The sequence below is a fragment of the Emticicia oligotrophica DSM 17448 genome (genome assembly GCF_000263195.1).
Classification (GTDB): Bacteria; Bacteroidota; Bacteroidia; order Cytophagales; family Spirosomataceae; genus Emticicia; species Emticicia oligotrophica.
Map to the genome: position 1 here is coordinate 2328050 of NC_018748.1, position 23621 is coordinate 2351670.

Annotated in this window: 20 protein-coding genes; 14 read left to right on the forward strand and 6 right to left on the reverse strand. The window is 37.1% G+C overall.

Annotated features, from left to right (window positions below):
• The first annotated feature begins 19 nt into the window (after positions 1–19).
• From EMTOL_RS09650 to kdgD, 9 genes are all read left to right on the forward strand, one after another.
• Positions 20–496 (forward strand): YchJ family protein, encoded by a 477-nt coding sequence (locus EMTOL_RS09650; RefSeq protein ID WP_015029095.1) that lies wholly within the window; start codon positions 20–22, stop codon positions 494–496.
• A 145-nt stretch (positions 497–641) separates the two neighbouring features.
• Positions 642–1034, forward strand: coding sequence for a hypothetical protein (locus EMTOL_RS09655; RefSeq protein WP_015029096.1), 393 nt, complete (start codon positions 642–644; stop codon positions 1032–1034).
• A gap of 33 nt (positions 1035–1067) precedes the next feature.
• Positions 1068–2396, forward strand: a complete 1329-nt coding sequence (locus EMTOL_RS09660; protein ID WP_015029097.1) for a M14 family zinc carboxypeptidase — start codon at positions 1068–1070, stop codon at positions 2394–2396.
• Entirely contained in the window at positions 2380–3168 is a 789-nt protein-coding gene (locus EMTOL_RS09665; protein ID WP_015029098.1) for a carboxypeptidase-like regulatory domain-containing protein, read from the forward strand. Before EMTOL_RS09660 ends, EMTOL_RS09665 begins: the two co-directional genes overlap by 17 nt.
• A gap of 93 nt (positions 3169–3261) precedes the next feature.
• Positions 3262–4983, forward strand: coding sequence for a M3 family oligoendopeptidase (locus tag EMTOL_RS09670; RefSeq protein ID WP_015029099.1), 1722 nt, complete (start codon positions 3262–3264; stop codon positions 4981–4983).
• Positions 4984–5211: 228 nt separating this feature from the next.
• The gene (locus EMTOL_RS09675; RefSeq protein WP_015029100.1) at positions 5212–6657 is read left to right on the forward strand and encodes a GntP family permease; all 1446 of its coding nucleotides are present in this window, start codon (positions 5212–5214) and stop codon (positions 6655–6657) included.
• A 128-nt stretch (positions 6658–6785) separates the two neighbouring features.
• Positions 6786–8351, forward strand: a complete 1566-nt coding sequence (garD, locus tag EMTOL_RS09680) for a galactarate dehydratase (RefSeq protein WP_015029101.1) — start codon at positions 6786–6788, stop codon at positions 8349–8351.
• A 56-nt stretch (positions 8352–8407) separates the two neighbouring features.
• Positions 8408–9703: a glucarate dehydratase family protein gene (locus EMTOL_RS09685; RefSeq protein ID WP_015029102.1), complete on the forward strand. Its 1296-nt coding sequence runs from the start codon at positions 8408–8410 to the stop codon at positions 9701–9703.
• A 54-nt stretch (positions 9704–9757) separates the two neighbouring features.
• On the forward strand, positions 9758–10663 hold the full coding sequence (gene kdgD, locus EMTOL_RS09690) for a 5-dehydro-4-deoxyglucarate dehydratase (RefSeq protein ID WP_015029103.1): 906 nt from the start codon (positions 9758–9760) through the stop codon (positions 10661–10663).
• A 49-nt stretch (positions 10664–10712) separates the two neighbouring features.
• Here the strand turns inward: kdgD and EMTOL_RS09695 are convergent, their stop codons facing one another.
• The 4 genes from EMTOL_RS09695 to EMTOL_RS09710 all read right to left on the reverse strand — a co-directional run bounded on the left by EMTOL_RS09695 (position 10713) and on the right by EMTOL_RS09710 (position 13501).
• Positions 10713–11384, reverse strand: a complete 672-nt coding sequence (locus tag EMTOL_RS09695; RefSeq protein WP_015029104.1) for a LamG domain-containing protein — start codon at positions 11382–11384, stop codon at positions 10713–10715.
• Positions 11385–11388: 4 nt separating this feature from the next.
• A complete protein-coding gene (locus tag EMTOL_RS09700; RefSeq protein ID WP_041694042.1) occupies positions 11389–12240 on the reverse strand; it encodes an alpha/beta fold hydrolase in 852 nt (283 codons plus the stop codon).
• Between the two features lie 75 nt (positions 12241–12315).
• Entirely contained in the window at positions 12316–12846 is a 531-nt protein-coding gene (locus EMTOL_RS09705) for a DinB family protein (RefSeq protein ID WP_015029106.1), read from the reverse strand.
• A gap of 76 nt (positions 12847–12922) precedes the next feature.
• Positions 12923–13501, reverse strand: a complete 579-nt coding sequence (locus EMTOL_RS09710) for a Crp/Fnr family transcriptional regulator (RefSeq protein WP_015029107.1) — start codon at positions 13499–13501, stop codon at positions 12923–12925.
• A gap of 171 nt (positions 13502–13672) precedes the next feature.
• Between EMTOL_RS09710 and EMTOL_RS09715 the strand changes: the two genes are divergently transcribed.
• Both EMTOL_RS09715 and EMTOL_RS09720 read left to right on the forward strand, forming a co-directional pair.
• Complete coding sequence (locus EMTOL_RS09715) at positions 13673–17206, forward strand: alpha-L-rhamnosidase (protein WP_015029108.1); 3534 nt, start codon at positions 13673–13675, stop codon at positions 17204–17206.
• Positions 17207–17299: 93 nt separating this feature from the next.
• The gene (locus EMTOL_RS09720) at positions 17300–18172 is read left to right on the forward strand and encodes a toll/interleukin-1 receptor domain-containing protein (protein WP_015029109.1); all 873 of its coding nucleotides are present in this window, start codon (positions 17300–17302) and stop codon (positions 18170–18172) included.
• A 327-nt stretch (positions 18173–18499) separates the two neighbouring features.
• Here the strand turns inward: EMTOL_RS09720 and EMTOL_RS09725 are convergent, their stop codons facing one another.
• A complete protein-coding gene (locus EMTOL_RS09725) occupies positions 18500–19561 on the reverse strand; it encodes an NAD(P)-dependent alcohol dehydrogenase (RefSeq protein WP_015029110.1) in 1062 nt (353 codons plus the stop codon).
• 196 nt (positions 19562–19757) lie between these two features.
• Positions 19758–20531 carry a hypothetical protein gene (locus EMTOL_RS09730; RefSeq protein WP_015029111.1) on the reverse strand — a complete coding sequence of 258 codons (774 nt, stop codon included), beginning with the start codon at positions 20529–20531 and terminating at the stop codon, positions 19758–19760.
• 153 nt (positions 20532–20684) lie between these two features.
• On the opposite strand from EMTOL_RS09730, the gene EMTOL_RS09735 reads away from it, so the two are divergent.
• From EMTOL_RS09735 to EMTOL_RS09745, 3 genes are all read left to right on the forward strand, one after another.
• A complete protein-coding gene (locus EMTOL_RS09735; RefSeq protein WP_015029112.1) occupies positions 20685–21572 on the forward strand; it encodes a helix-turn-helix domain-containing protein in 888 nt (295 codons plus the stop codon).
• Between the two features lie 68 nt (positions 21573–21640).
• Positions 21641–22678, forward strand: a complete 1038-nt coding sequence (locus EMTOL_RS09740) for a sensor histidine kinase (protein ID WP_305953212.1) — start codon at positions 21641–21643, stop codon at positions 22676–22678.
• 76 nt (positions 22679–22754) lie between these two features.
• Positions 22755–23444 carry a LytR/AlgR family response regulator transcription factor gene (locus EMTOL_RS09745; protein ID WP_015029114.1) on the forward strand — a complete coding sequence of 230 codons (690 nt, stop codon included), beginning with the start codon at positions 22755–22757 and terminating at the stop codon, positions 23442–23444.
• Positions 23445–23621 lie beyond the last annotated feature (177 nt).

The window sequence follows — 23621 nt, forward strand, 5'->3', positions numbered from 1 at the left end:
TAATTAATTATCCCGCTTTATGTGTCATTGTGGTGAAAATAGACCTTTTTCGGAGTGTTGTGAGCCTATTATTAACGGTCAGAAAAAAGCCGAAACGGCCGAACAACTCATGCGTTCGAGGTACTCAGCTTATGTCGTAGTGAATACCAAATATTTGATTGAAACAACATATCCAAGTCAGCAGAAGAATTTTGATGAGGCTGATATTAGAGCTTGGGCGGTAGCTAATCAATGGCAAAAGTTAGAAGTAATTGCGAGTCAAAAAGGAAAGCCAAGCGATGAACTCGGTGAGGTTGAATTCAAAGCATCATATTTAGATGAAGTGGGTACTTTGAGAACGCATCACGAAAAATCAACATTTGTACAAGAAAATGGTCGCTGGTATTATCTAAGTGGAGTCATTGGTGGAACTAAACCTCTCTTAAGCACCCAAAATCGAAATGATTTGTGTGCTTGTGGTAGTGGTAAGAAATACAAGAAATGTTGTGGAAAATAGCCTAGAACTCAATAAAATATAAGTATAAATACTTATGAGATTAGAATTTGCTTAGACCCCTAAATTCTAATCTCAAAAAGGCAGTTTTGTATTTTTTAAGTACTATTTTGCTCTTCAATTTGAAGAGCATTTTTTATTTGAACTTATGAAAACTCCATTTTTTATTTCATTATTTTTGATTGCATTTGAAGGTTTTTCACAGAAAATAACTTCCATCACACTTCTTGAATCGACACGTGGCTTCAGAAGAGAAATTATAGTTACAGAAAAAGAGTATATTTTAGATGAAAATTCAATTATCTTTAAGAAAAAACTCATACCCACAGAATGGAATGAAATGATGAAAGTGTGTGAGAAACTTAAATTTGAAGAATTGAAAGATTTTAAGTCTCTATCCAATAAAAGGGCAAAAGATGCTGCTTTGCAGACGAGTATTACTATACATGTAGGGCGGAGAAAATTCAAATCTTCTACTTTCGACCATGACAATCCGCCTAGAGAATTGATGGCGTTGCTAAATGAGCTGCGGAAACTTTAATGATTCTTTCAACCACGATATTCGCTTAAAACTATGGTACTTTTTCACAAACACCTTACCTTTGTTTTTTCAATTACCATTATTTTATTTTCAGCTATGTCGTCGGATGCCCAGAAGAGCCTTCCTGATTTCTCAAAACAATTATTCGATATTCACGAAAAAATCAAAGAACCTACCTTAACCAAACGTAGATTTAAACATAAAGATATTGTTCCATTGATTGAAAAGCTACCTTTTGAAGTGGCAAAAATCGGTCAATCGTTCGAAGAACGAGATATTTACCAAATCAAAATGGGGCATGGTAAAACAAAGATTTTGTTGTGGTCGCAAATGCACGGCGACGAAGCTACTGCCACCATGGCATTATTTGATATCTTTAGGTTTTTTAAAGAAAAAAACGATGGTTTTGATGCCCTTCGAAGCAAAATATTAGATAATTGTACACTTTATTTTGTGCCAATGCTCAACCCAGATGGGGCAGAACGTTTCCAACGCCGCACCGCAACGGGTATTGATATGAATCGAGATGCCCTTCGTTTTCAAACGCCTGAGGGTACTTTACTCAAAAAACTTCAAGACGAACTCAAACCAGAATTTTCATTTAACCTGCACGACCAAGGCATTAGATATAGTGCCGGAATGAGTAGTAAGCAGGCAACGATTTCGTTCTTGGCTACGTCCTATAATTTTTCACAAGATTGGAATCCTACCCGTACACGAGCCATGCAGGTGATTTGTGAGATGAATGAGGCGGTGCAACAGTTTATTCCGGGGCATGTAGGAAAATGGAATGACCCACACGAGCCACGAGCTTTTGGCGATAACGTAGCTTTGTGGGGAAGTAGCCTAATTTTAATAGAATCAGGTGGGTATAAAGATGATGTTGAAAAACAATATATTAGAAAGCTTAACTTTGTGGCAATGCTCAAAGGCATGCAGTCGATTGCTGAAGAAACTTATATAAAACATCAGTTAAGTACCTACGAAAGTATTCCGAATAATGAGAAGTTTTTGTTTGATGTATTGATTCGAAATGCGGAATTCATTCACAACGGCAAAGTAGTAATCAAAGATATCGGCATTATTCTTACCGAAAAAAATATCAACAATGCTACCGATTTTGTGGTTTCGAGCGTTATAGATGACCTCGGCGACCTTTCAACGTTTTGGGGAATTAAAGAAATAGATGCTAAAGGATTGACTGTAAGTATGTTTGCCGATTTTCCTGAAATAGCTCAAAAATATAAGATTTCAGAGAAAGAGGCGGCTAATAAAGAGCTAAATCTCGACGAAACTGCGAGTTTCCTGCTAACAAAAGATAAAGAAGTGAAATATATCATCTTGAATGGACAAATTAAATAGTAGCCTTACCGTAGAAACGGAATACCCAACCTCTTTGATAGAGAGGACTTTAAAATTTCTTCTTTTATTGATTCCCTTACAGTTTTTTGGGATTTTCTCGGCTTCCGCACAACAATCGTACGTGCTTGGGAAGGCAGTCGATAAAACTACGGGTAAGCCAGTAGTAGCAGCCACGGTTGTGAATAAAAATACCAAACAAATTACCAAAACTGGTGATAATGGCAGTTTTTTGGTGCGTGCATCGAAAGGTGATTCTATAAAAATTGCTTCAGTAGGTTATAAAAGTGCTGGAATTGCTTGGGATGGTGCTAACACAGAACCTGTGATAGAAATGAAGCAGGATGCCATTATGCTCAAAGAAGTGGTGGTAAGAGATAAGCGATTGGAGCAAATAAAGAAACAAATTGATGAGTTAATGGCTGCTCCCGAAGCAACAACCAAACTAAAATGGAAGGATATTTCTAACTTAGTAAACATGAATACCTCAACCCCGGGTAGTATAGGTATCTCTATTGATGGTTTGTATCAGCTTTTTAGTAAAGAAGGTAAAACTCGCCGAAAACTGGAAGCTATGAAGCAAGAAGACCTAAAAAAACTTTTGGTAGAATACCGATATAACGCAGAATATGTTTCGTTTGTAACAAAACTGAAAGGACAAGAGCTAAAGAATTTTATGCGTTTTTGTAATTTACCAGATAATTTTGTGCTCACAGCCAATGATTACGACCTTACTTTTGAGGTTTTTCGTTGTTTAGAAGAGTTTAAGCGTTAATTTTGAATACGAGATACGAGACAGGAGATGCAAGAGAGAAATTTCTCATATCCCGAATCCAGTATCTCGAATCTCATATCTCAAATCTATAAAATGCAAGAAATAGAAATACCACAGCGAAAATTACGCACATTTATCGGAGAGGAATTCTCCCTCACGTCATGGCAAGATTTGAAGCCACTTTATGAAAACTTAGTCAATCGCACCATTGCTAATGCCGAAGAACTCCGTCAGTGGTTTCTTGACCGCAGCGAATTAGAATCTTATTTATCTGAAAATTTGGCGTGGCGATACATCAAAATGACTTGCGATACTGCCAGTGAGGAAAATCAAAAAAACTACCAATTTTTTGTGGAAGAAATTCAACCCGAACTCTCAGTTTATAGCGACCAACTCAACAAAAAAGCTTTGGAAAGCCCCTTTTTGGGTGAATTGACCGATGAGGGTTTCTTTATCACAATTCGTGGAATGAAGAAATCGGTTGAGATTTTCCGTGAAGAAAATATTCCGATTGAAACTCAAATTCAAACCAAGCAAACAGAATATCAATCGACCACGGCAGCGATGACCGTGAATATCAATGGCGAAGAAATGACCTTGCCTAAAGCTGGAGATTTGTTGCAGTCACCGAATCGCGTTCTACGTGAAGAAGCTTGGACAAAAATTGCTGAACGTCGTTTTCAAGACCACGAAAAACTAGATGCTTTATTCAACGAATTGCGTGATTTACGCCATCAATTGGCAGTCAATGCTGGCTTCTTGAATTTCCGTGATTATATGTTTGCGGCCATGGGTCGTTTTGATTACACCCCGCAAGATTGTTTCAATTTTCACGAAGCAGTGGCCGAAACGGTTGTTCCTTTAGTGAATGATATGACGAAAGAGCGTAAAGAAAAATTGGCCGTTGAAGTACTTCGCCCTTGGGATTTGAAAGTTGACCCAGATGGGAAACCAGCTCTAAAACCTTTCAAAAATGGTGAAGATTTGCTTGATAAAACCGTAGCTTGCTTTGAAAAAATAGACCCGAAGTTGGCTGACTACATTCGAATTATGCGTAGAATGGGTCATTTTGATGTGGAATCTCGCAAGGGTAAAGCTCCTGGTGGTTATAATTATCCACTCGAAGAAATTGGAGTGCCGTTTATCTTTATGAATGCCACTTCGAGTTTGAGAGATGTCGTGACGATGGTGCATGAAGGCGGACACGCGATTCACTCTTTCGAAGTACGAGATTTGCCTTTAAATTCATTCCGTAGTACAACATCAGAAGTTGCCGAATTAGCTTCGATGTCAATGGAATTGATTTCAATGGAGCATTGGGATGTGTTTTTCGAGAAAGAAGAAGATTTAAAACGTGCCAAGATTGAGCATTTAGAAGATATTCTCGAAGTTTTGCCTTGGATTGCTACTGTTGATAAATTCCAGCATTGGATTTACGAAAATCCGACGCACACAGCCGAAGAACGCCAAGTAGCATGGACAAATATCTTCAATAAATTTGCCGATTCAGTGACAGACTGGAAAGGCTATGAGCGATTTAAAAGCTATAATTGGCAACGTCAATTACATATTTTTGAAGTGCCATTCTATTATATCGAATACGGTATGGCTCAACTCGGAGCGATTAGCGTTTGGAGAAATTACAAGCAAAATCCAGCAAAAGGACTTGAAGGTTATCTAAATGCACTTAGATTAGGCTATACAACCACTATTGGCAAAATCTACGAAGCCGCAAATGTGAAGTTCGATTTCTCGAAAGAATGCATTGCAGAACTCATGAGTTTTGTGAAAGAAGAGTTGGAAAAGTTGAAATAATAAACTTATAAATTTACCCAATAAAGGCTTTTTGATTAGTCATGTGCTTTTATTGGGTATTTTATTTGAACTCAAGAGAAACTTACCCTTATTAATGGTTAAGAATGTATTATTTTGAAAATAAAAAACAATGCCATAGTCCAAAAAGTATTATATTTTGGCATTATATTAATAGAAAATAGGATTTAGTTTATATACATTTGCCAAGAATTCAACCCTATAAATTCTATGGCAGACCCTATACTAATCTTACTCGTTGGTGTTGTTATTGTTGTCGGTGGAATCATCGGCTTTAAATTACATCCTTTCTTAGCACTGCTTTTGGCTGCATTGGCAGTTGCCCTACTCACTCCTCCCGAATTAGTTGAACAATATTATCTATCAAAAGGAGTATCTGCCATTGATGCTTACAAACAAGCCCATAAAAGTATTGGTGAACGTATCGGAATCGAATTTGGTAATACTTGTGCTAAAATAGGAATTCTGATTGCCATGGCGGCTATTATTGGCAAAGCTATGCTTGATAGTGGTGCAGCCGAGAAGATTATCAGAAGTATGCTTAAAGTTACGGGTGAAAAAAATGCACCGTTGGGCTTTATTTTGAGTAGTTTTTTTCTGACTATTCCAGTTTTTGTCGATACTGTTATCTTCTTGATGATGCCACTTGCTAAAGCAATGGGTATGCGATTGAAGAAAAATTACTTGCTTTTGGCTCTTTCCGTAATTGCAGGTGCTGTAATGGCTAACTCTTATGTGCCGCCATCGCCTGGTCCTTTGATTCTGGTGAGTTCGTTTAATGTACCAATCGGATTATTGATGGTTTGTGGAGTTTTGTTGGGGCTTTGCACGATAACCGTTGGATTTTTTATTGCTAAATACTTGAATAAAAAGTTTGATATTCCACTAAGAGATTCACCTGATGCACGCTTGGAAGATATTGCTGCCATTGCCGAAAAAGATGATAGTGAATTGCCTTCATTGGGGTGGGCTTTATTGCCAGCAGCATTTCCTTTAGTAACTATTTGTATTCGTTCGGCAGTAGAGGCTTTTCATAAATCTGATAAACCTTTGACCGAAATTCCGTTCGTAAATACAGTTTTAGATATCGTTTTATTCTTTGGCGATAAAAATATTGCCTTACTCATGGGCGGACTTTTTGCTCTTTTGGTATTAGCAAAGCAGAAAAAAACAAGTAAAGATAAAATATTGGCTTTCACCTCAACTGCCTTAGCAAGTGGCGGAGGTATCATTTTAATTACTGCCGCAGGCGGAGCTTTTGGCGGAATGTTGCAGCAGACAGGCATTAGCAGCCGAATTGCTGATTTAACGAAAGATTACCAAATGGCCTTGATTCCGTTGGCGTTTTTTATCACAATGGTTGTGCGAACGGCACAAGGTTCGGCAACGGTGGCTTTGATAACTGCTTCAGGTATTTTAGCAGGAATGGCACAGAATGCCAATTTGGGTTTTCATCCCGTGTATTTATGTTTGGCAATTGGAAGCGGAGCGAAACTTATTCCGTGGATGAACGACGCAGGTTTTTGGATTATGTGTAAAACTTCAAACCTTACTGAGGAAGAGGCTCTCAAAACAATTGCTCCCATGCAGAGTTTGATGGGCTTGGCGGGCGTAATTCTGACAATGATAGCCGCTTGGATTTTCCCGATGGTGTAGAGAGCTGGTGATTGGTAAATTGGGGATTGGGTTTTAAGGATAAAAAATATAACAGTAACAAATAACCAATTGCTAATCGACCAGTAAACTAATATACCAATCCACCAATAACCAATAAACCAGAAAAAATGCAAAACATAGCAATAAAAACAACACCTAACGATAATGTAGCCATTGTAGCAAATCCAGCAGGTTTGAAGCGTGGGGCAATTGTGTTAGACGGAGTCGTGCTCGAAGAAGATATTCCGATGGGACATAAAGTGGCCTTAAAGTCTTTTGATGAAGGAGATGAGGTGATTCGCTATGGGCAAATTATTGGTTATGCAAACAGATTTATCGAAAAAGGAAGTTGGATAAACGAAAGTAATATTAGCTTGCCACAACCGCCAAAGTTAGAGGATATTAACTATATTCAACTGTCTTTTGAGGAGAAAATAGAGTTGGAATTAGAACAATATACCTTCCAAGGTTACCGAAATCCCGATGGTAGTGTAGGTACAAAGAATATTCTTGGAATAACCACCAGCGTGCAATGTGTAGCAGGAATTACGAATTTCATTGAAAATAAAATCAGAAAAGAATTACTACCCTTATATCCCAATGTCGATGACGTAGTAGCTTTCAATCATAGTTATGGTTGTGGAATTGCCATTGATGCACCAGCTGCTATTATTCCGATTCGCACAATCAAACACATTGCTCAAAACCCAAATTTTGGTGGTGAAATCATGATTATTGGTTTAGGTTGTGAGAAATTAAGACCAGAAAGATTGTTGCCCGATGATGATGGGCTTCGACTTCACTCTGCCCACGGAACGGATACCGAGCGAAGTCGAAGTATTCTTTATTTACAAGATGAATCTTTCGAGGGTTTTTATGAAATGGTTGATGGCATTATGGAAATGGCCGAAAAACATTTGCAAAAGCTCAACCAACGGAAACGAGAAATTTGCTCAGTAGCTGATTTAGTGGTGGGAATGCAATGCGGAGGCAGTGATGCTTTTTCGGGTTTGACGGGTAATCCAGTGGCTGGTTTTGCGGCGGATTTAATTGTAAAAGGCGGAGGAACAGTTTTTTTCTCAGAAGTTACCGAAGTGCGTGATGCCGTACATTTGCTTGTTCCTCGCTGTGAAAATGCCGAAGTTGCCCAAAAACTCAAAGATGAAATGGCTTGGTACGATAATTACCTCAGTCAAGGGCAAGCAGATAGAAGTGCCAATACAACCCCAGGTAATAAAGGCGGTGGGTTGAGTAATATCGTAGAAAAAGCCCTTGGTTCGGTCGTGAAATCGGGTACAAGTACGATTGTGGATGTAGTTTCACCGGGCGAGAAGCTGCGTAAAAAAGGTTTAAATTTTGTAGCAACTCCTGCCAGCGATTTTGCCTGTGGAACCCTCCAATTAGCTGCAGGCATGAATATGCATGTGTTCATTACGGGTAGAGGTACGCCTTATGGCTTAAATATGGTTCCTGTAATAAAAGTAAGTTCTAATTCAAAATTAGCTAATCGTTGGCATGATTTGATAGATTTTGACGCAGGGCCTGTGGCTTTCGGACAAAAAACTATCGAAGAAATGGGCTGGGAATTATTCCACCTCATTCTTGAAATAGCCAGCGGAAATAAAAAAGTCGCCACCGATAAATTGGGACTTTATAACGATTTGGTACTTTTTAACCCCGGGCCTTTAACGTAATTATTCAAGCGAAGGCATCGCTTAAAGCGATACCTTCGCTAAAACTTATTCATAAAATGAAATTTCCAAAAATCAAAGAATTCCACATTACGCCTATTGCGGTGGTTGACCCTCCTTTATTGAATGCAGCAGGTTTGCATGCTCCTTATGCCTTGCGTACGGTTGTAGAACTTGTCACTGAAGACAATATTAGTGGAGTCAGTGAGATTCCCGGAAATATTGATATAGACAAGGCTTTGGAAAGAAGCAAACCGCTCATTATTGGTCAAGACCCTTTTCAAATCAATAAAATCAGAGATATTCTTTTGGCCGAATTCGGAACCGAAAAACCTGCTGATAGAGGTTTCACTCCTTGGGACCAACGCACTGTTGTGCATGTTTTTAGTTCGATTGAGGTTGCTTGTTTAGATATTATAGGTAAAATAATTAATCGTCCAATAGTCGATTTATTGGGAGGTAAACGCCGTGATGCTGTGCCATTTTCGGCTTATCTTTTTTATAAATACGAAGGTGCAGGAGGTGAATTGGAGTTCGGAACAGACCCCAATGCCACAGGTTGGGATGCCGCTCGTCAAGCAAGTGCTTTGAATCCAGCCGAAATTGTTGCTCAAGCCAAAGCCATGTGCAAAGAATTTGGTTTTCAGTCGATTAAGCTCAAAGGAGGTGTGTTTGAACCACGCCAAGAAGTAGATGCAATCTTGGCTTTACACGAAGCATTTGGCCCCAATGTGCCACTTCGTATCGACCCCAATGCTCTTTGGACGGTAGAAACTTCTATCAAATATGGCAAAGAAATGGAGGGTATTATTGAATACTTGGAAGACCCTTGCCGTGGACAAGAAAACATGGCGGCCGTAAGAAAAGCCTTGAAAACTCCTTTGGCTACCAACATGTGTACGACTTCCTTTGGGGATATTCCGAGCAGTGTTCAGTTAGGTTCGGAAGATATTATTTTATCTGACCACCATTTTTGGGGTGGTTTGCAGGAATCAATGAAGCTTACGAGCATCTGCGAGACTTTCGGGCGTGATTTATCTATGCACTCTAATTCGCATTTGGGTATTTCGTTGGCGGCTATGGTGCATCTGGGAGCAGCCATTCCTAATTTTAAATATGCCCTCGATACACATTATCCTTGGCAATCTGACGAAATCATTCTTGGCGGTAGAATGAAATTTGAAGATGGGGCAGTACCAGTACCGAGTGGGCCAGGTTTAGGAGTTGAATTAGATAGAGCCGCTTTAGCAAAATTGCACGAAAACTACAAAAAATGCGGTCTAACCAAACGCAACGACGAAATAGAAATGCAAAAAGTACAACCTGATTGGAAATTTATGGCAACACGTTGGTAAAACCTTCCGTAGAGACAGGGTATGCCCTGTCTCTACGGGATAAACAAATAAAAAATGGAACTATCAAAAATAAAATCATCGCTCGAAGACGGGCTTCTTTCTTTTCCAATCACCGATTTTGATGAAAAAGGTGAATTCAATGCCAAAACCTTTGCCGAACGTATAGAGTGGTTCGTAAGCCATGATGTTTCATCTGTTTTTGTGGCTGGCGGAACGGGCGAGTTTTTCTCACTGACTGCTGATGAATACGAGCAAATTGTCAATATTTCGGTCAAAGTTGTGGCTGAGCGTGTACCAGTAATTGCCAGTGCAGGAAGAAGCATCTCCGAAGCTAAAACTTTTACAAAAATTGCTGAAAAAGCTGGAATCCACGCCATTTTGCTCTTCCCGCCATATCTTACCGAATGCCCACAAGATGGCGTGTATGAATATGCCAAAGCAATTATGCAAAATACCTCATTACCTGTTATTTACTATAATCGTGGCAATGGGGTTTTATCGGCAGAATATATTAAAAAACTAGCCGATACTTGTCCAAATTTCATTGGTTTGAAAGATGGTACTGGCAATATGCAAGATTTGAACGATACTATCAAGACAGTAGGAAAGCGTCTTTCGTACATTGGGGGAGTTCCAACTGCCGAGATTATTGCCGAGGCCTATTTGTCGATTGGTGTCAATACATATTCATCGGCAGCCTTCAATTTTGTGCCAGAGTTAGCTAATAAATTCTATAGAGCCTTGCGTGCAGGCGATAAAGCCACCGTTGAGAAAATCACGAAAGATTTTTATATTCCATTAGTAAGGCTTCGTGGCAAAAAAAGTGGTTATGCAGTAAGTTTGATAAAAGCAGGTGCAAAATTGATTGGTAAAAGTGCTGGTGATGTTCGCCCACCACTCACGATGCCAACAGAAGCTGAAGTAGAGCAACTTCGCCAAATTATTAAGCAGAATAACTGATAAAAGTGAAGGTATTGTCGGTAAATTCATCGAGAATACCTTCAAATATTTACTTCTTTACGATTTTCAAATCTTTAAAATACCCCTCAGTAAAATTACCAACCCAAAGTCCAATAGAACCAGGCCTTGAACTTCCGTGTTTCATATCATTAACAACTAAAGAAGGATATTTGGCATTATTCAAGAACAATTTTGCTTTTTGTCCTTCAACTTCTATTCGCATTGTTATCCATTCATTTAAACCCATATCAGCATAAGACTCGTATTTTTCGGGTTCGGTTTTACGTAATTTATCAAATTTATAATCAGGATAAGAGAAATACTGAATGCTATGATTTCTACGGATTTGGTCGTCTGTACGGCCATTAGTCGGGCGAATATAAATGCTCTCGAATGCTGAATTTTTTTCATCAATTCTGAAAGCAAGTCCAATAAAACCTCTAGAAGTTGCTGGGGCATTTTTCATTAGCCGGCTCAAAACTTTTACCTCAATTACCCCATTTTGAAATTCAAACCCTTTGATTTTTACATAAGAAGGCATATCTGCATCTTTACTTGTTGTATCAAATTCAACCTTTAAGATTTTTTTGCCTGAGATTTTTACAAAAGACCTTGAAACATATTCTGTAGCTTCAATATTTTCTTTGCTCATTTTGATGGTTTGAGCCGATAACACCATCGAAAATAGCATAGATACCAATAAAAGATTTAGTTTTTTCATAATATTAGTTTTTTAAAAATGGGGTAATACTTGCCCAAACTGCTGGGAAATTTTCAGCAAAACAAATGTGACCAGTATTCGGGATAATACTTAATTGAGCTTTTGGAAGCATGTTGTAAGCATTGATAACGGTCGGTAAAGGAGCATTTCTATCTAATTCGCCCGAAAGCAACAAAACAGGACACTTAATAGAGCCTAACAATTCTTTGCTGACCACTATTCCGTTATAGAATGTTTGCATAGCACTCCAAAAATCTGTCAATCTTTCGGGTTGAGGCATAAGTGCCTTTTGCTGAATCCAATAAGCCTTGTCTGAAAGTAATTGTTCGTGATTAAAATTGATGGTTCTTAAGCCCGGAATCTGCTCACCTGCACCAATAGCAATCATTTTTTTGATGCGTTCTGGATACATACTCGCAACCTTATATGCCGTGTAAGCACCATCGCTGAAGCCTAAAATTATTGCTTTTTCTTTTGTAACAGCATTAATAACAGCAATTATATCATTAGCCTTTTTCTCGTAAGTGATAGGAAATGAGCCAATATCCGATTTTCCATGACCACGAGTAGAAATGGCTATTACTTGAAAGTTTTTCTTCAAACTATCAATAAATTCGGCCATTTCGATGGTAGAACCCAAGATTCCACCGTGCAAAAGCACAATAGGTTGACCTTGCCCATAAACTTCATAATAGATTTTGGAATCTTGGGTTTGAACGTAATCTCCTACAGCAACATTGTTTCCATAAGAAATTTTATTGATCACATTTGCTGGCTGATATGCCCTTCTGAGACTTTGCTGGGCTTGTATTTGTAGAGCAAGAAGTACAAAAATAATTAACTGAAAATTTTTCATAAGGACATAAAAAAGCCACGAATGAATTAAAACCCAATTCATACATTCGTGGCAATAAAAAAAGCTGAATTTATACTAGAATAATTTCTCTTGTGGTGGTTTTGCTCCAGCCAAACGAATATAAACCGTTGTTTGCCCACGGTGGTGTGTTTGATGTTCAAAGCACTTAGCTAATGCGGTTGCCTTAGTCATTTCGAAGCGTCCGAAAAGCTTGGTAGTTTCATTGAGTTGGGCAGGAGTCATTTTCTTCACGTTTTCAATTACGAAGTCATAGCCTGCTAAAACCAATTTCGTGACGTTAGCCTTTGAAATATCAGTAGTTTTTTCAGATTCTCCTTGTCCAACCGGACTTTTTGCTCCTGTAGCTGCTGCTGCAAAACCATAGTTTCCGTCAGTTAAGTGTAGCATTTGTTGAGCAAACGAACGCATTTCTGGAGTTGGTTTTAATGCATAGCCTGACTCTGGCATGGCATCGAGATACTCTTTGGTGTATGCCTTCGCTCGTTCCCACTCTTTCACGATTTCATCAACCGAAGATTGTGCATTTGCTGTGGCAGATATTCCAAAGAAAATCAATAGAATAGCAATCAATTTTGGATATTTCATAATTATGTTGGTTAAAAAATGATTTTGCAAAATTATAATTAATGTTTGATATCTACCCTTAAACTACCTTAAGAAATCAATGATTTTTGCACAAATCTTTACGTATTTTACTCAGAAATTCAGGAGTAATACCTAAATATGAGGCAATTTGTGTATTAGGTAGGCGGTTTGTTAAGTGTCGATATTGTTCAAGAAAGCTTAAATAACGTGTTTCGGCGGTTGAACTGAAAGTTTGTAAAACTCTATTCTGAAGTTCTATAAACTTATTTTCAGCAATAACTTTAAAAATACGATTAAGTTTTGGGATATTTTCGTAGAGAAAATACAAATTTGGAGAGTCAAGTTGTATCACTTCAGCGGGTTCAATGGCTTGTATATATAGTTTGCTGGGTTTTCCAGAATGAAAACTGTCAATATCGGCAATCCAGTCGTTTTCAGCTGCAAACTGAATATTATGTTCGTATCCTTTATCATCAATGCCGTACATTCTAAAACAGCCTTTGACCACAAAAGTGTAATGTTTACAAACCTGACCTTCTTGTAAAATAATTTGTCGGCGTTTGATTTTGCAAAAAGAAACCCTCTGACTTATAATTTCTATTTCTTCTTTGTCAAGAAGTAGATAACCTTGAAAGTGGTCGATTAAAGGGTGCATCAGAAGATAAGGATGATTGTATAACAAATTTAATAAATATAAACTATAATTGTGTTTTAGCAAATTATCAGCAATTCAAATTTGATACAAGACAGTGCAGGAGTCTTTACAATTATTAAATCCATAACTTTAACAATTATTGGATTTTGTACGTAATATTTGACCTTAATAATGAAAAAAAACTTATTCTTAATAGCTTCATTCATGCTATTTATTGGGCAGATTAACGCTCAATTTACTCTTCAGAAACTCCAAGTAAATTATCAAACAACACCTATTGGAACAGATTTAGTCAAACCACAATTTTCTTGGCAAATGCATAATGCAACCAATAAACGTGGACAAGGGCAAACGGCTTATCAAATTGTGGTTACTGATGAGCAAAATCATACGGTTTGGGACTCGAAAAAGGTGATTTCGGGTATTTCTCACGCTATTCAATATGAAGGCGAAGCCTTAAAACCAACTACTCGATATACATGGAAACTGACCGTTTGGGATAATTTTAATGCTCTTTCAAGCACAAAATCATGGTTTGAGACTGGTTTTCTGAATACCAAAATTGACGCATGGTCGGGTGCGGAATGGATAGGAGGTGGAGATGAAGATTTGAATTTTTACTCACATTATTTGTCGGTTTTTAAGGTTCAATATGATATTCAATTGGCCCAAAATTCAAGCAAAGGTTCGTTTATCTTTGGGGCAAATGATAGCCGATTGAGCAATCAGTATCTCAATTTTATGGGTGTTGAGCGTAAAAAAGATGAAAGTTATGTAGAAATAGAATTAGATATTTCTACACTAACCAATGAAGCCAATTCGACAGCAAAACTCAATATTTATCGAGCGGGTTATACTAAAACTGATAAAGCAGAAGAGCCACTCAAATCTATTGCAATTCCGCAAAGTATTATTAATCAAGCGAATAAAAATGCCAAACACACAGTTTTTGTGGAGTGCAACTTTGGCGTTTTTGAATTTTATATAGATGGTACTGACGAAGCCCATAAAATTGCCGATAAATCAATGACGCCAACGAGTAGATTTGCACCTCGCGGACTCAACCTAAATCCGGTGGGTGTGGGGAATAACTTCATTAGTTTCCCTATGTTGGCCGATATCGGTTTTAGAACAAAGGCAAATCAAACTGCCTTTTTTACAGATATTCAAGTAAAAAACTTCCGTTATCCAAGTAATACTTTATATCATCTGGAAAAAGCTCCGTTAGTTTCTGGTGAGGCACTTATCACCCTCAATCCAAGTAAAAATGCTACGCCAATGCTACGCTCGGTATTTAAAACTGATGCCAAAGCAATCAAAAAAGCAAGATTATACGTAACTGCCCGTGGAATTTACGAAGTGTTTATCAACGGAAATCGTGTGAGTAATGAATACTTTAATCCAGGCCTAACGCAGTATAATAAAAACCACATGTACCAAACTTTTGACGTTACCTCAAATCTCAAAAATGGACAAGCCAATGCCATTGGAGCGTGGCTGAGTGAAGGTTGGTGGAGTGGTAATATTACTTACAGTGGTGAAAGTTGGAACTGGTTCGGCGACCGCCAATCGTTGTTGGTAAAACTAGTTGTTACTTACACTGATGGTTCTGAGCAAATCGTCACAACTAATAATAAAGACTGGAAATTATTTACAGATGGCCCGATACGAGTAGGTTCGTTTTTCCAAGGTGAAGTATATGATGCCACCAAAGAAGAAGCAATTAAGGGCTGGACAACAACAAACTATAATGATAAAGCTTGGAAATCAGCTGTAGAAGTACCACTCGAAGGTACGGGCATTGTTGGTGATGTGAAATATTCGGGTCGTTATGCCGCTTCTTTACCTTATAATGATTTCAAATTAGTGGGTCAGATGGGCGAAAATATCAAAATTGTAAAAACGCTATCGGCTCAAAAAGTTGAAGAGGTTAGACAAAAGGTATTTGTCTATGATATGGGACAAAACATGGTTGGGTTTCCGCAGATTTTGATAAAAAATGGGAAAAAAGGGCAAATAATTAACCTTCGCTATGCAGAAATTACGTACCCAAATTTACCCGATTATAAAGGTAATGAAGGTATGATTATGCTCGAAAACATCAGAGCGGCTCTTGCACAAGACCAATACATTCTAAAAGGTGGCGATGAAATCATTCAACCAAGATTTACTTTTCATGGGTATCGTTATTTAGAAATTACGGGTGTAGAAAAGGCTATTCCTGCAACCGATGTAAAAGGCTTAGTCATTAGTTCAATTTCTGAAATATCTTCAAAATACGAAACAAGTAATCCTTTAGTAAATCGTTTTTGGGAGAATATTACTTGGTCTTTGCGTGGAAATTTTGTTTCGATACCAACCGACTGCCCGCAACGCAACGAGCGTATGGGTTGGAGCGGTGATATTTCAGTATTTGCAAGAAGTAGTACTTACCTAACCGATGCCAATTTATTTTTAAGAAGACATCTTTTGGGCATGCGTGATATTCAGCCAGAAAGCGGTCGATTTACCGATGTTGCCCCTGTAGGTGGTGGTTTCGGTGGTACACTTTGGGGAAGTGCTGGCGTTGTGGTTGCTTGGGAAACTTATCGACAATACGGTGATGTACAAATGTTGGCCGAGCATTATGGTGCAATGAAAAAATACATGGCTTTCTTAGAAACTAAAATCGATAAAACAACAGGAATTCTAAATGAAGGTCCGTTGGGAGATTGGTTGAGCCCAGAAGGCAATAAAAATGATAATACTTTGTTTTGGATGGCCTATTTTGCCTATGATTTAGAGTTAATGAGCAAAATGGCCGAAGCTTTAGGCAACACCGATGATGCTAAAAGCTTTTTGAAGAGAAGTGAAGAAATCAAGCGGATATTTAATGAAACGTATGTAGATAAATCTTCGCACCGAACTGTCAAATCGGGCATGAAAACTGGTTTTATGGCTGCACCCAATGAAGCAGATACCCGTGGAAGTTCAGATAAAGGTGTTTTGATTGATACACAAGCGTCTTATGCTGTTCCTTTGGCTTTAGGTGTATTTGATGCCCAAAATAAGCCTTTTGTAATCAAGCATTTAAGCGAAACTATCACTCGTAAAAACAAAGACGATGGCGGCGTTGAACGCCCAGAAAACTCTTTGATGACAGGTTTCATCGGTACGGCATCTATGAGTGAAGCACTTTCTGCAAACGGTCGTGATGATTTGGCGTATCAACTATTGACTAATAAGCAATATCCATCTTGGCTATATTCGGTGGTTAATGGTGCTACTACCATTTGGGAACGCTTAAATAGTTACACCGTAGAAAATGGTTTTGGTGGTAATAACTCCATGAATTCGTTCAACCATTATTCGTTTGGAGCGGTAGCGGCTTGGATGTACAATTATTCTTTGGGTATTCAGCGTCATCCACAAAAGACAGGTTTTAAAGAATTCATCCTCAAACCAACACCCGACCCAACTGGCCAGATGACCTCTGCTAAAGGGTATTACGATTCGATTTACGGAAGAATAGAGAGCGAGTGGAATAGTGAAGGAGGTAAAACAACTTATAAGTTCACTGTTCCACCAAATACATCCGCTGCTTTGTATCTTCCTGCTAATAAGCAAATTACAGAATCAGGCAAGAAAGTGAAAATTGAAAAAACCGAAGGAGATAAAGTAGTGATTTCGCTTTCTTCTGGAAGCTATGTTTTTGAGGTGAAATAGGTAAAGTATGTTAATATTTTAAAATCAGAGCCAATTTTATTTAGCTCTGATTTTGTTTTAACTTTATTATCAATTCAAAAAAAATTTCCACAAATGATAAAAAAAGTATTTTTGAGCCATAACCATGCGGATAAGCCTTTTGTAAGAAAACTTGCAGTTGATTTAGAGAACCACGGTGTAAAATGTTGGTTAGATGAGGCTGAAATGAAAATTGGAGATTCTCTGATTCAAAAAATTAGGCAAGGTATTGATGAAGCAGATTTTTTTGCTGTAATATTATCTCCTAACTCAGTGAGAGCACCATGGGTAATTAATGAACTTGATGTAGCCATGAATTTCCAAATTTATGAAAAGGTTAAAGTTTTACCCATAATGTTAAAAGATTGTGAGATTCCAGGTTTTCTCATAGGTAAGTTATATGCAGACTTTAAGGACGAAAATGAATATGAAAGTTCTTTTAAAAGATTATTAAATACGATTGGGGTCGTTTTTAATAAAAATTTATTGAATCCACAACCAGATAGCAACAATTTAGGCAAAGCTATTGATAAAGCAATATCAATAAATTTACCCTTAATGCATGCCCCTTTTCATCGACCATTCCAATATATAGGCATGACGATTTCTCAATTAGAGTCAATATTAAAAGTAAAAAGTAATGATGTTGGAAATTTGGTTGTTGAAAATGACGAGTGTAGAATGTTTTTAGAAGCAGAAGGTAATTTCGTAAGCTATGTTGAGGTAGATATCAAAAGAACTGCCCCACATTTTTTGAACAAAGAATTTGATTCAGAACCATTACTAGGGGCATTGAGTATAAGTCTTTCTGAGCTCGAATTAGAGAGGAAGCAGACTCATCATCATACTTATTATGACCACCGAAGAAAACTAAAAGTAAGTGTATCTTGTACTTACGATGGTTCACCTTTATGTGTTTCATTTAGCTCAAAATATTACGGTATGTAGGATTGTAACTATAATAAAATTATTGAAATTTTAACATTTTCGACTTTTAAAGTATAATCCTTGTAAGAAATATAAGCTTGAAAATATGTTTTTGACAATAAAGTAATTGCTAACATGAGTCATCCCGAATTTTGAGATAAAACTGCCCCTTTGGGGCTAAATATCGGTAGAAAGATTAAATTCCCCAAAAACGAGTTCCATAGGAACGACCCATTTAGTTATATTGGTCGTTCCTACGGAACTTAAAATTGCAAAAAATACTATTTACTACCGATATTTGACCCTTAATAGGGTCTTTTTAAAATAAGGTATGACACATGTTTCATATCAAAAACTCGCCGCATCAATTACATATCTATGGTGGCTCGCTTGATTATTGATGAGTTTCTGCCAAGCATCGTTTATTTGGTCGGCAGTAATATTTATAGTATCAGGTTCTATCTGATTATCTGCACAGAAGTTAACCACATCTTGTGTTTCGGCAATTCCACCAATCAATGAAGCATTGAAGTTGACGCGTGTTCGAGATAATGCTGAGACATTCAAAGCCATTTTTGCTCCTACAGGCATTCCCACTTGCGTAAAATACCCATAAGGTTTTACAACTGATGAATAGGCTGCAATATCGAACTGAACAGGAATGGTAGAAATCATGTAGTCTAAAGTTTTGTTGTAAGGCTTTAGCTTTGATAACTTGTCTACTACCACCACTTCTTTCACGCCCAATGCCATTATTTCAACTACTTTAGTGGCATTTGAAGTAAAAGCATATACTTCTGCCCCCATAGCTACTGCCAATTTTATGGCCATTTGTCCGAGTCCGCCTATGCCTGCTACTCCAATTTTATCACCTGCTTTGACCTTGGCTTTCATCAATGGCGAATAGGTCGTAATACCTGCACAAAGTAGCGGTGCGGCTTTATCAAGGCTAATATGTTCTGGAATATGTACGGCAAAGTGTTCTCTGACAACTATATTGTTAGCGTACCCACCTTGTGTAATACCTGTGGGAGATGTTTCTTCTGGGTTTCCGTAAGTCCAAACAGTAGCATCATTATCGCAATGTTGTTCTTCTCCGTGCTTACAACTTTCGCAGTTCATACAGCTATTAACCATACAACCTACGCCCGCACGGTCGCCGACTTTGAATTTTGTAACATTTTTACCAACAGCCGCTACGATACCAGCAATTTCGTGCCCCGGCACTTGTGGATATTGTTGTGGACCCCAATCACCTAACATGGTATGAATATCTGAATGGCAAATGCTGGCGTATTTTATATCTATTAAAATGTCATTATCACCTACTGGTCGGCGTTCAAATTCCCACGGACTCAGTACACCAGAAGTATCGAAGGCTGCGTAGCCTCTTGATTTTGTATTACTCATTTGGTTTAAAAAGTTGTTTTTTGATAAAATTAGAGATAATGTCCAGATAATACTCAAATAATTTCAAAATTACTTAATCTTACGGGCACTATAATCTTTTAAACCGCAGATGACGCTGATTTACGCTGAAAAATAATAAAATCAGCGTAAATCAGAGGTTTTTAAATTTGCATTATCTGCGGTTTATATTTTTACATTAATTAGCTTTCTTGTAATACTTATTAAAATTATAATTCAATCCCACATTCCACATAAAATCTTTATTGCCCGGTAAATTGGCTTTGATGGTTTGGTTAATGCTCGAACTTAAGCTAAATGGTAGTTTTTTATGAGCTAAAACAGTGGTAAGTGTGAAATAATTACCTCGGTAGCCATCCGTTTGCAGGAAAAATACCGAAGGAAAGAAGTTTAGTCGAAGATTTTCAGAAAGCCCTAAATTAGTAATGGCTGAATTTAAAAATAGCACGTTTGTGAAATGCGGCCCATCTTTTTGTAAACCGTGTCCTTGAAGATAAGTAGCACTTACCCCCAATTTTTTCGAAATTTGATAGCTCGGAACAAGCTCAAAAGCCGCAAATCTTAGGAATTGAGTAATTTCTTTATTCACACCATTTTCTGTAATTTGTTTACGAATAAGATTAAATGCAGGGTGTACACCGAGCCTTAACCCAAATTTTTTATTATCAACTATGCGGTATCTTAGCCAAAATATCATTCCACCTTTAGTAATATCAGGTTTTAAACGTATATCTGGGTCGAAGCTAAATCGTTTTTTTCGCCAAGATAATTGAGTGGTTACAGCAGGGCTATTCAGTGAAAATGAAGGGATAATCGAAAAACCATTGGTCGTGATGCCTACATTTCCTGAAAAATTGGTAATATTTTTTGTACTATCGGTCGATTGAGCTAAAGTTATTTGAAAAGAAAATACAAGGAGTAAAGAATAAATAATAGTGTTTAAATGTTTCATTTCTAAGGTTTTAATGTAGTGTCGGAAAAATCCAATGCAAAATTAATCTCACTAAGACCTATTTTTCTTATACATTTTACGGTTTCACTTACCATTTTTACTGATAGGTAAACAACTCATTTTTTATTTATATAGATTTGAATAAAAAAGCCCATGATTATCTTCGATAGCATCAAAAAATACAGCGAATACTTTAATAATAAGACCTTACATCCGCTTATTAATTACGTAGATTTGAATAAATCTGACCTCATTCCGAGACACAAAGCCAGAATTGATTTCTATGCTATTATTACGAAGGAAACGATTTGTGGCGAAATGCGTTATGGTAATAAATTTTACGATTATTCAGATGGCTCGATGATTTTTATTGGCCCCAATCAAATAATCGGAAGCGAGCCATTAGGAGAAATGCACCAACCTTATGGTAAAGCACTTATTTTTCATCCTGATTTATTGAAAGGGACTTCGCTCGGTAAACAAATTCATGAATACTCATTTTTTAGCTATGAATTGAATGAATCACTGCATCTTTCAGATAGAGAGCGACAAATTGTAGATAATTGCTACGCCAATATTATCTCAGAAATGAGCCAGAATATTGATAAACACAGTAAAAAGATTATCATTGCCAATCTAGAGTTATTGTTGAAATACTGCACACGTTTCTACGACCGCCAGTTTATTACTCGTGAACACGCTAATCATGGAATTATCGAACAATTCGAGCAAAAATTAAATGAATATTTGAGAAGTCAACAATTGAAAATTAGTGGGATACCTACGGTGGCTCATTTTGCCAATGAGCTTAATCTTTCGGCTAATTATTTTGGCGATTTGATAAAAAAAGAGACAGGTAATTCTGCCCAAGATTTTATTCATCTAAAGCTTTTAGAGCTAGCTAAGGAGCAGGTTTTAGATGTATCGAAGTCAATAAGTGAGGTTTCGTATGAATTGGGTTTTAGATATCCACAGCATTTTACGCGATTATTCAAGCAAAAAGTGGGGGTGTCTCCCTTGGAATATCGAGGGTTGAATTGATTTTTAGATATTCCAAATACATAAATTAAATCCAAATCACTAATATTGTCTTTCTTTAACAAATGTTTATGATAAGGAGAGCCATCAAACCCTATTTTTCGCATGTCATTTCGTGGACAATACTGTTGTTCTTGCCCTTTATAGGTTATTTGTATCAGCCACAAAAATTATCAGAGTTAAATTTCTACTTTGTTCAAACACACTTCCTGAACATAGCATTTTTAGCAACGGCCTTCTATTCAAACCTCCATTATATTGCTCCAAAATTCTTTTTTGAACAAGCTCGAATTAAATTCTTTGTTCTGATTCTTTTGGTGCTGGGCATTTATATTGTTATGACTTATCTTTTCTTTCGGCTTAATCCCGAAGACGAATTGAAGCATTTACAAGAAAAAAATATTCTATTTATCCGATTAGTTTTTGGACCAACAATTATTTATTCATTGTGCATTCTTACAAGTACAATGCTCTTTTTATACGATGAACAAGCTCATCAGAAAGAACTTAATAAGCAAATCGAACTCGAAAAAACTACGGCCGAGCTTAACATGCTTAAGTTACAGATTAGTCCACATTTCTTGTTTAATACACTCAATAATATCCGTTGGTTGATACGTAAAAAATCTGAGCAGTCGGAAGAATCAGTTATGAAACTTTCAGAAATACTTCGATACATTATTTACGAAGTAGAAGGCTCGAAAGTGGAATTTAGTCGAGAAATAGAACACCTTCGTAATTTTATCGAACTTCAAACCCTACGCTTGCCAATTGAAGGAAATGTAGTTTTTAAAGTAGATGAAAACATTAAAAATTACTTGATAGAACCACTACTTTTCATACATTTTGTGGAAAATGCCTTCAAATATGGCATTGATAGCAAGAATGCTCCAGATATTGTATTTGAATTTAGTACGCTACCTAATGGACTAACCTTTTACTCAAAAAACAAGATTTTATTAAAGAAAGCCAATATTCAGAATGAAGGAATTGGGTTAACCAATATTCAAAGGCGTTTGGAATTGCTTTATCCAAATAAACATGAACTTAAGATTACCCATAATGATGAATATTTTGAGGTGAATTTGAAATTAATTTTAGAATCATAATCCCCCTTGTGCGTAGGATTATGTGCGAAAAAGCAAAAGGGGGTAGGGGGATGTTAAAAAACTTTTCATTGTCACTATGAAAATCAAGTGTATATTAATCGACGACGAACCATTTGCGTTGAATATTTTAGAGGATGATTTATTGGATTTTTCGAATGTAGAAGTGCTCGAAAAATTCAATAGTCCTCTTGATGTGCCTGATTTTTTGAAAACACATGAAGTTAACCTCATTTTTTCTGATATTCAGATGCCTGAAATGCTTGGTACGCAGTTTATCCGAAACCTCGAAAACCCTCCTTTAGTTATCTTCACAACGGCTTATCATCAATATGCACTTGAAGGTTTTGAGTTAAACGCCATTGATTATCTGATGAAACCAATCAGAAAAGAGCGTTTGGCCGCAGCACTCAAGAAAGCAGAAGACCAATTGTATTTCAGAGAAAAACTTAAAATCGAGACTGAAGAAAACTATATTTTGATAAACGTTGAATATCAGAAAGTGAAGCTACTTTTCGAAGAAATTATCTACATCGAAGGCTTGAAAGATTATGTTAAAATCTATTTAGAAAATAGAGTTCACCCAGTGCTCACTAGAAGTAATTTGCGTGGAATGGAAAGTAAATTGCCCGAAAAAACCTTCGCTCGAATTCATAATTCGTTTATTATTAACAAACAAAAAATCACTTCTTTTCAGCATTCGAAAGTATTTCTCTCTAATATCGAATTGCCAGTTGGAAAGACATATATCGAGAATATCAAAGGGTAAAAAAAATCTAGATTCCCCGTAGAGGCGTTGCACGCAACGCCTCTACGAAACTATTCTTTCTCACAGATATACACTTCATCTTCACAGATATACAAATCGTTGATTGAGTCAACAATCCTTCTCACCTTTGAGCCATGTTTCTGAAACAACAATAAACAGAAGCTACTCAAACATAAA